This window comes from Streptomyces sp. SID14478 (genome assembly GCF_010548525.1).
Taxonomy (GTDB): Bacteria; Actinomycetota; Actinomycetes; order Streptomycetales; family Streptomycetaceae; genus Streptomyces.
Window position 1 is genome coordinate 1 of the sequence record NZ_JAAGMG010000875.1, and the last position, 7,385, is coordinate 7,385.

Sequence of the window (7,385 nt, forward strand, 5' to 3'; positions counted from 1 at the left end):
ACCCGGCCGAGGCGCCGGTTCGCCTCGGCGACGGCGAGGGCGGCGCGGGCTCTGTCGGCGGCGCCGGACGCCTTCGCCAGGGTGCGGCTCGCCGCCGCCAGGACGTCCTCGTACGAGGAGTTCACGTCGAGCACCTCGCTCAACTCGCCCTGGTACTCGGGTGCGCAGGCCTTGCCGTACATCGATCCCTCGCCTCTCGATCAACTCCGTGGTGCTGATCAAGAAGTTACGAGGCGGCAGGGGCGCCGCGAATCCCTCTGCGAACGGGTCGTGCCGTCCGACCGGAGGGGTACGCGCAGCCGCCGGGTCATCATCGCGGCGTACGCGACGAGGGGGACGCCTCGTCGAGATGCATGGCGAGTCCGGTACGGCCGGGAGCGAGGCCGGGGCGCAGCGCGAGGTCCTCGTCGTAGTCGCCGGACCGCTCGTGGCGGTAGGGCAGGGGCTGCTCGCCCGGCAGTGCGTGCAGCCGCTCGCGCAGGTCCGAGGCCGTGCGCGCCTGGTCGGCCGGCGTCATCCGGTCCGCCCCGTACACGACGAACGGTGCGAGCGGGGCCATGCCGGTGTACCAGAACGTGCCGTGCTGGAGGGGGAACAGGATGTCGTCCACGTGGCCGTGGATGCCGCGCGGTCCGAAGCTGGACGCGCGGGCGCCGATGGAGGTGACGATCAGGGCGCGCTTGCCGGCCAGGCCGCCGTCACCGTACCGACGGGTGCGGCCGTCCTCGTCCTTGACACCGAATCCGAACCCCTGCGTCAGGACGCGGTCGAGCCAGCCCTTGAGGATCGCCGGCGGCCCGAGCCACCAGAGGGGGAAATGAAGGACCACGACGTCGGCCCGGGCGAGCTTGTCCTGCTCGGCACGGATGTCGTCGCTCAACGTCCCCGCGCGGTAGGCCCGCTCCTGCGCCGCACCGACGAGCAGCCGCGTGTCGTCCGTCGCCCCGTCGCCGAAGTCGTCGGCGTCCAGGACGGCCTTCCATTTCATCGCGTACAGGTCGGAGACCTCGTACTCGTGTCCGTCCGCGTCGAGTGCCTGCAGCGCCTCGGTCATCAACGAGCCGTTCAGGGAGCGCTGTTCCGGATGGGCGTAGATCCAAAGAATCCTCATGCCTTCGATCGTGCGCGCCGCCACCCCCCGGAACGGCAGTGGCCAGATGGACACGAGGTGAAAGAATTTGGCCACGCAGTGGGGCGGGCTGCCGGAGCGCACTCCGGCAGCCCGCGCGGATTCAGTCGCGTCGGTACTGCGCGGCCGACGCCTTGGTGGCCGGGCCCTCCCGCGCCCCCCATGGTGCCGCGCTCCACGTGGAAGGTCGTTCAAGGTACGCACTGGGGTCGCGCCGGTCGCCGATCACCGGTTTCCGTAGGCGACCACGGCGGGCGCGCCCTGCGTGATGGTCCAGCCGGTGACGGTCCCGGCGACGGGATCTCCTCCCGGACCTTGCTCGGCGTCGCCGTTGATGAGCAGGTTCATGGTCGCCTCCTGGGCGGTGTCGGGGCAGGACGGAAGGACCCGGGCCGCACGGCGACCGGGGGAGGAGGAGCTGTTTCAGGACCGTCGCAACTGCAGCGACGTGACCTGACTGCCGGCTTCCGTGGCCGTCACCGTGAGCCGGTACGTGGCGGTGTGCAGCTTCGACAAGGGGAGCCGCAGCGAGCCGCTCGCGGAGGGTTTCGCTGCGGCGAGTGTGCGCCAACTCCCTTGCTCCGTCAGGCCTTCAAGGGTGACGGAGTCCGGCCGGTGGGCGCCGAATTCGAGGTGCGCCGTGGCCGCCGTGGACGCGCGCGGCAGGGACAGGGTGAGCCGTGCCTGTGGGGCGGCCGTGGTCCAGGCCGTGGCACCGCTCCCGTCGACGGCCGCCTCGGCGTATCCGCCTGCCGTCTCGCTGTCCGCCCGCACCGTCCGGCAGCGGGCCAGGTCGTCGGTGGGTGCGAGGTCGGGGCGGCGGGTCGTGGTGGTCAGGGGCCTGCCGGTGCTCAGCCGCTGCTCGCCGTCGCGCAGCCGCACGGTCAGCGGCGCTCCGTCGTCGAGCGTGATCCGCGTGTGGCGGGCGCCCAGGGAGACCGTGAACCGCCGGCCCTGCCAGTGCAGTCCGCGCAGGGTGACACCGCCCGCGAGCGAGGGGGTGAGCATCGGGTCCAGGCGCAGCACCTCGTGGTCCCAGCGCAGTCCGGCCAGACCGTAGGGGAACGCCTGCAGGAACCCGCCGGCGCCGGTGAGGAAGGTGAAGGCGGGTTCGGCGGCGTTGTCCCCGGCCTTGTCGCCCCGTGCCTCGGAGAACTGCTGGAAAGGTGCCTTGGCGAACGGGCGCCAGGAGCGGTCGAGATAGGTGTCCGTCTGACAGCCGGGAGCGCCGAGCTGGGCGGCGATCACCGCGTGCACCGAGTCCGTCATGGCGGGTCCGTCGGGGTCGGTGACCGGCGCGTAGCGGTCCAGGTCGGCCTGGGCGCCCTCGCCCCTGACCAGGTCGTAGGGGTACGTGAGGAGCACGGTGTCGGCCTGCTTGATCTTGCGGCCGTCGTATCCGGCGTACTCGGGGTGGGAACCGTCGGCGTCGGTCAGCAGCACGAGTTTGTCGGCGATGTCGGCCCACTCGGCGGGCGCGTCCTCGCCCAGGAGCTTCGCCGCGGTGGCGGCGTTGCGCAGGGACACCGCGGCGCCGCCGTTGGTGAGGGCGTGGTCGTCGACGTGCGAGGCGTACTCGTCGGCGCCGGAGACCCGGTCCACGTGGTACGCGCCCTGGTCGTCGCGGCGCACCCGGCCCGCCCAGTAGGCGGCGATCTCCTTCAGGACCGGGTATCCGCGCTCGCGCAGCCACTCCTTGTCGCCGGTGGCCTGGAAGAACTGCCACTGGGCCAGGGCGATCTCGTTCTGCAGGTGGTCCTGGTAGTCGACGCACGGGCCGACGCCGCTGCACAGGCCCGACGGTCCCGCCGTCCAGGGCCACACGGCGCCCTTGCGGTCGACCGAAGCGGCGTTGCGCCGGGCCTGGTCCAGGGTGCGGTAGCGGTAGTCGACCACGCTGCGGGCGAGTTCGGGATGCAGGGCGAGCAGCGTGGGGAACATCCAGGTGTCGGCGTCCCAGTACACCTGTCCGGCATACGTCTCGGCGCTCAGCCCCGACGGGCCGAGGCTCCACTGCTGGTTCTCGCGCACGCTCGAATAGAGGCTGTACAAGGCCGAGTCGACGGTCGCCGCCCGTGCCGGGGAACCGGACGTCTCGATGCGGGGCCGCCACAGGTCCGCCCAGGCGGCCTCGTGTTCGCGCAGCAGGCGGGACCATCCGGTGCGGGCCGTCTCGCGGACCGTGCGGCGGGCCCGGTCGGCCCGGTCGTCGACACCGACGTACTTGACGAACTCGTAGGTGCGGCCGGCCCGTACGTCGACGGTGAGCTGTCGGCCCGCGGTGGTCCTGGCGGCCAGGGTGTCCCCGCCGGGCAGGACGGCGCTGTCGGCGCTGACGGGAGTGCCGGGCGCCGGGAGCAGTGCGGCCGCCTCGGTCTGACGGTGCTCGGTGCCCTCGGCGCGGACGGTGACCTCGAAGGTGTTGCCGCGGCCGGCCTCGCGCCCCTCGGCGGTGGCCCTGCGGGTGCCGGCCCCGTCCAGCAGCGCGCGGACGTCCAGGCTTCCGGACCAGCGGGGGGTGACGCGGGCGCGGACCATGCCGAGGGCCGCGCGTGAGCGGTGGCCGAGCACTTCGAAGGCGACGTCCGTGGGCCGGTCGGCCTCAGGGGTCCAGGTGAACGCGGTGGACACCGTGGCACGGCGCATGTCGAGGGACTGCCGGTAGTCGCTGATCGTCGAGGACGGTGCTCCCGGGGTGAGCGTGTGGTCCCCGACGCCCAGGGTCAGCGTCGACCAGGTGGGCAGGGCGGCGAGGAACTCGTCGTCGTCCTCGGTGTGGTGGTAGAAACCCGCGGCGAAGGCGCCGGCGTACCGCTGCTCGTACAGCGGCCAGCCCGTCCCGCCCATGTCGCCCTGGTAGCCGGTACCGGTGGCCGGGATGCGCTGACCCAGGTAGCCGTTGCCGACGAACGGCTGGCGGCGGTAGTCGGCCGGCGCGTACGTGTGCGTGGTGAGTGTCGTGGGCGCTGTGCCGGCGGCGCCCGTCGGGGACTGCGTGGACGGGATCGCGGCGGCACCGGCGGGCAGGAGAGCCAGGCTCAGGCAGAGGGCGGAGGCGAGAGTGAGCGGCCTGCGCAGCCGTCGGAGGCGGGCCATCAGTGTGGTGGGCATGACTGCAGAGGATTCGCGCCCCGGCCCGGTTCCGGCCATGGACTGGCGTCGCGGTCTCTTGGACGCAAGTGAGGACGGGAGCGCGTCGTCCGGTGATTGGTGGGACAGAGAAGTGAACATCTGGAAAGGAGGGGTGAGTTGGACGCGTCGAACCCCTCCGTGCATGCCCGCCGCAGGACGGGAGGGGCCGAACGGGCCGTCCAGTGCCGCCCATTGGAGGAGCAGGATCGTCTTGCCGTCGGCGAGGCGACCGTCGCGGGGCATCGCGAGGGCCTCGGCGAACGGGACTTCCAGGACCTCGATGTCCTCGCCGTCCTCCTCCAGTCCGCCGACGGCGCCGTTGCCGCGGTCGTACGTCTCGCGGGCAAGCGACTCCCCACGCCCGTCGCGGCGGCGGTCACCTGCGGCGCCGCGACGGGCGTGGCGGCGCAGAACGTCTCCGCCGACCTCTGCCTCCTCGGCGTCGCCGGTGTGCACCCCGAGGCGGGACTCACCACCGGGGGCGCCGAGGAGGCGGCGAAGAAGCGGGCGGTCGCCGCGGAGGCCTACGTCCTCGCGGCCTCCGAGAAACTCGGCACCGGTGCCCGGTTCCAAGTCCTGCCCTGACCGTGCCGGTCAGCCGATCGGCGCGGCCGTGAAGGTGTGCGTCCCCGCGCCGAGGGACGTCACGGTGACCCGCCCCTGCTCGACCCGGGCGGCGTGCGCGCCCGCCTTCCGCCCGTCCCACAGCACGCGGCGCCCCTGCCGCACGGCCAGCCGCCCGGGCTCGCCGGGCAGCGCCACCGAGCCCTGGGTTCCGCGGGGCACCCGCACCGTCAGCGTGAAACCGGAGCGGGACGTGTGCCACTCCACCCCCAACGGGCCGCGCGGAGTGGGCAGTTGCCCCTGCGCCCAGTCCACGTCGCCGGGGTTCGGCCGCACCTGCCAGGTGGCGTAGCCGGGGGAGAGCGGCAGCGCGCCGAGCAGCTGATGGGTGAGCGCGGGCAGGACACCGGTCGACCAGCCGTGCGCCATGCTCGTGTACGCGTCCTCGTACAGCGAGCCGCCCGGACCGATGCCCTCCCAGTGCGTGATGCCGGGGTCGTGGCGGTCCATCCAGCCGTACGTGCGCCGGATCTGGTCCAGCGCGGAGTCGGCCCGCCCCGTGTCGAAGCGGGCGACGATCTCCGGGTACGACGTGAAGGCGTACACCCGCTGCGCGGCGCCGTCGAAGATCGTGTCGTTGTCCATGAACGCGTTGCCGTACGGCTGTCGTGTGGTGGCGTCGAGGTGGGCGAGGGCCGATGCGGCCCGCTCGGCGTCCGCGACGCCTGCGGTGACGGCGATCGCGTTGCCGTCCTGGGCGTGCCGTACAGGACCCGTCGAGGAGTCGAGGTAGGCGCCCGCCTTCTCGTCCCACAGGTGCGCGTTGACCGCGTCGGCGACCTGCCCGGCCCGCTTCTCCCAGCGGTCCGCGTCGTCCGCGTGCCCCAGCCAGCGCGCGAGTCGGGCGGCGTCGCCCAGCGCCTGGACGTAGTTGGCGTTGTAGTACGTGATGCGCCCGGTGCGGTTCAAGAACGCGTAGTCCCCGTACCCGCTCGTGCCGTTGAGGCCCTTGCTCAGCAGCCCCGCGTCGTCCGTGACGCTCGGGTACCAGGTGTCGAGCACCTTCACCAGGTTCGGGTAGTAGCGCGTGGCGTAGGCGCGGTCGCCGGTGTACAGCACGTAGTCCCAGCTGCACGTCACCCACCACAGCGGGTAGTCGAACAGCGGGAGCGTGTAGTTGTTGATCGAGGCCGGGGGGATCCAGCCGTCGGCGCGCTGGTGCTCGGCCAGGTCGGCGAGGACGTTGCGGGCGGCGGCCGCTGCGTCGTCGTGCGTGAGGTAGAGCGTGCGGGCGGACACCGCGAGGTCGCCCACATAGGGGTCGCGGTCGCGCTTGGGGCCGTCGTGCAGGACCAGCTTGCCCTCCAGGCCCGCGTTCCAGGCGTCCCGCGGATCGACGTCGTCGCGCCGGAAGGTGTCGGTGACGAGTTCGTTCGTGTACGAGGCCCCGTACCAGTAGCGGTTGAGGTCGTCGTCGGAGCACAGGAACCAGCCACGGTAGGTGCCCGGGGTGCCGAGGTACGCGGTGAACTCCAGGCTCACGCTGTCCACTTCGACCGTGCCCCAGGGCCGGGCGGCCGGCGCGTCCGACGGCAGCGCGTCCAGCGTGATCTTGAGGTAGCGGAAGCCGTGCAGCCCGTCCGCGAAGACCTTGTCCCCGGCCTGGAAGCCCTTGTGGTCGCGCCAGTCGGCGCCGCGCTCCGGCACCGCGAACTGGTCCGTGCCCCGGCTCGCCCCGCCCGCCTGGTCGTTGCGCGTGAAGTCGCTGCGGTCGGTGAGGAACTGCTGGGTCTCGGAGAACGCGACGCGCACGCCGGGGGAGTTGTCCGAGGCGCCGGCGAACCGGATGCGCGGGTGGCCGACGACGACCTTGCCGAAGTCGACGGTCACGCTGGGCGGTGCGACGGCCTCGACCGCCTGCGGCCACACCTCGTTGATGCGGGTGAACGCGCCGCTCTGGGTGTCCTGCACCCCGGTCACGGTGATGCGGACCTTGGCAGCCGGGAGCGGCGCGGCGAACGGCACCGCACACTGGATGACATCGTTGTCGGACCGTGTGGCGGCCTGCTTCCACGCACCGTCGTGCCACACGTCGACCGTGAAGTCGGTCGGTACGCCGTCGCTGTTGGAGACGACGGTGATGCCGGACAGCTCCTGCTCGGCGGGCAGCGTCACGGTGAGGGTGTCCGGAAAGACGCCCTGGGTGTCGTCGTTCCAGAACGTGTCCGGGTCCCCGTCCACCGCGTGGGAGGCGTCGTACGTCCGGGGCTGCCCGTCGCCCCCGCTGTTGCCGGCGTGGGTGGAGGACGCCTCGGCCGTCGTCCCCTCGGGCCAGCGGGGAGCGGGCTCGGGCTCCGGCCGGCGCAGGACCGTCACGCCGCCGCCCGGCTTCAGCAGCGCCTCGGGCCGGGAGACGTCACCGGTGGAGGCGAGGGTGCGGACGGGGCGCACGGTGCGGGAGGCCGGTGCCTGGACGTACCGCTGCCAACCGGTTCCGGCGCGCGGCGGTGCGGGGGCGGGGTGCGAGGGGGCGGCGGGCCCGGCCTTCGTCGCCGCGGAC

Annotated in this window: 4 protein-coding genes and 2 pseudogenes; 1 reads left to right on the forward strand and 5 read right to left on the reverse strand. The window is 72.8% G+C overall.

Annotated elements, in window-relative coordinates:
• The 4 genes and pseudogenes from G3I40_RS28685 to G3I40_RS28700 all read right to left on the reverse strand — a co-directional run.
• Window positions 1-182 (reverse strand): annotated as a pseudogene (locus G3I40_RS28685) (hypothetical protein); the annotation flags it as partial.
• Window positions 183-310: 128 nt separating this feature from the next.
• Window positions 311-1,111, reverse strand: a complete 801-nt coding sequence (locus tag G3I40_RS28690) for an NAD(P)H-dependent oxidoreductase (RefSeq protein WP_164305369.1) — start codon at window positions 1,109-1,111, stop codon at window positions 311-313.
• Window positions 1,112-1,354: 243 nt separating this feature from the next.
• A complete protein-coding gene (locus tag G3I40_RS47985) occupies window positions 1,355-1,477 on the reverse strand; it encodes a hypothetical protein (RefSeq protein WP_275410236.1) in 123 nt (40 codons plus the stop codon).
• 75 nt (window positions 1,478-1,552) lie between these two features.
• Window positions 1,553-4,240 (reverse strand): glycoside hydrolase family 65 protein, encoded by a 2,688-nt coding sequence (locus G3I40_RS28700; protein WP_164305371.1) that lies wholly within the window; start codon window positions 4,238-4,240, stop codon window positions 1,553-1,555.
• 390 nt (window positions 4,241-4,630) lie between these two features.
• On the opposite strand from G3I40_RS28700, the pseudogene G3I40_RS28705 reads away from it, so the two are divergent.
• A pseudogene (locus G3I40_RS28705) lies at window positions 4,631-4,843 on the forward strand (DeoR family transcriptional regulator); the annotation flags it as partial.
• Window positions 4,844-4,855: 12 nt separating this feature from the next.
• On the opposite strand, the gene G3I40_RS28710 reads toward G3I40_RS28705, so the two are convergent.
• On the reverse strand, window positions 4,856-7,385 hold a 2,530-nt coding region (locus tag G3I40_RS28710; RefSeq protein ID WP_164305373.1), incomplete at its 5' end, for an alpha-L-rhamnosidase C-terminal domain-containing protein.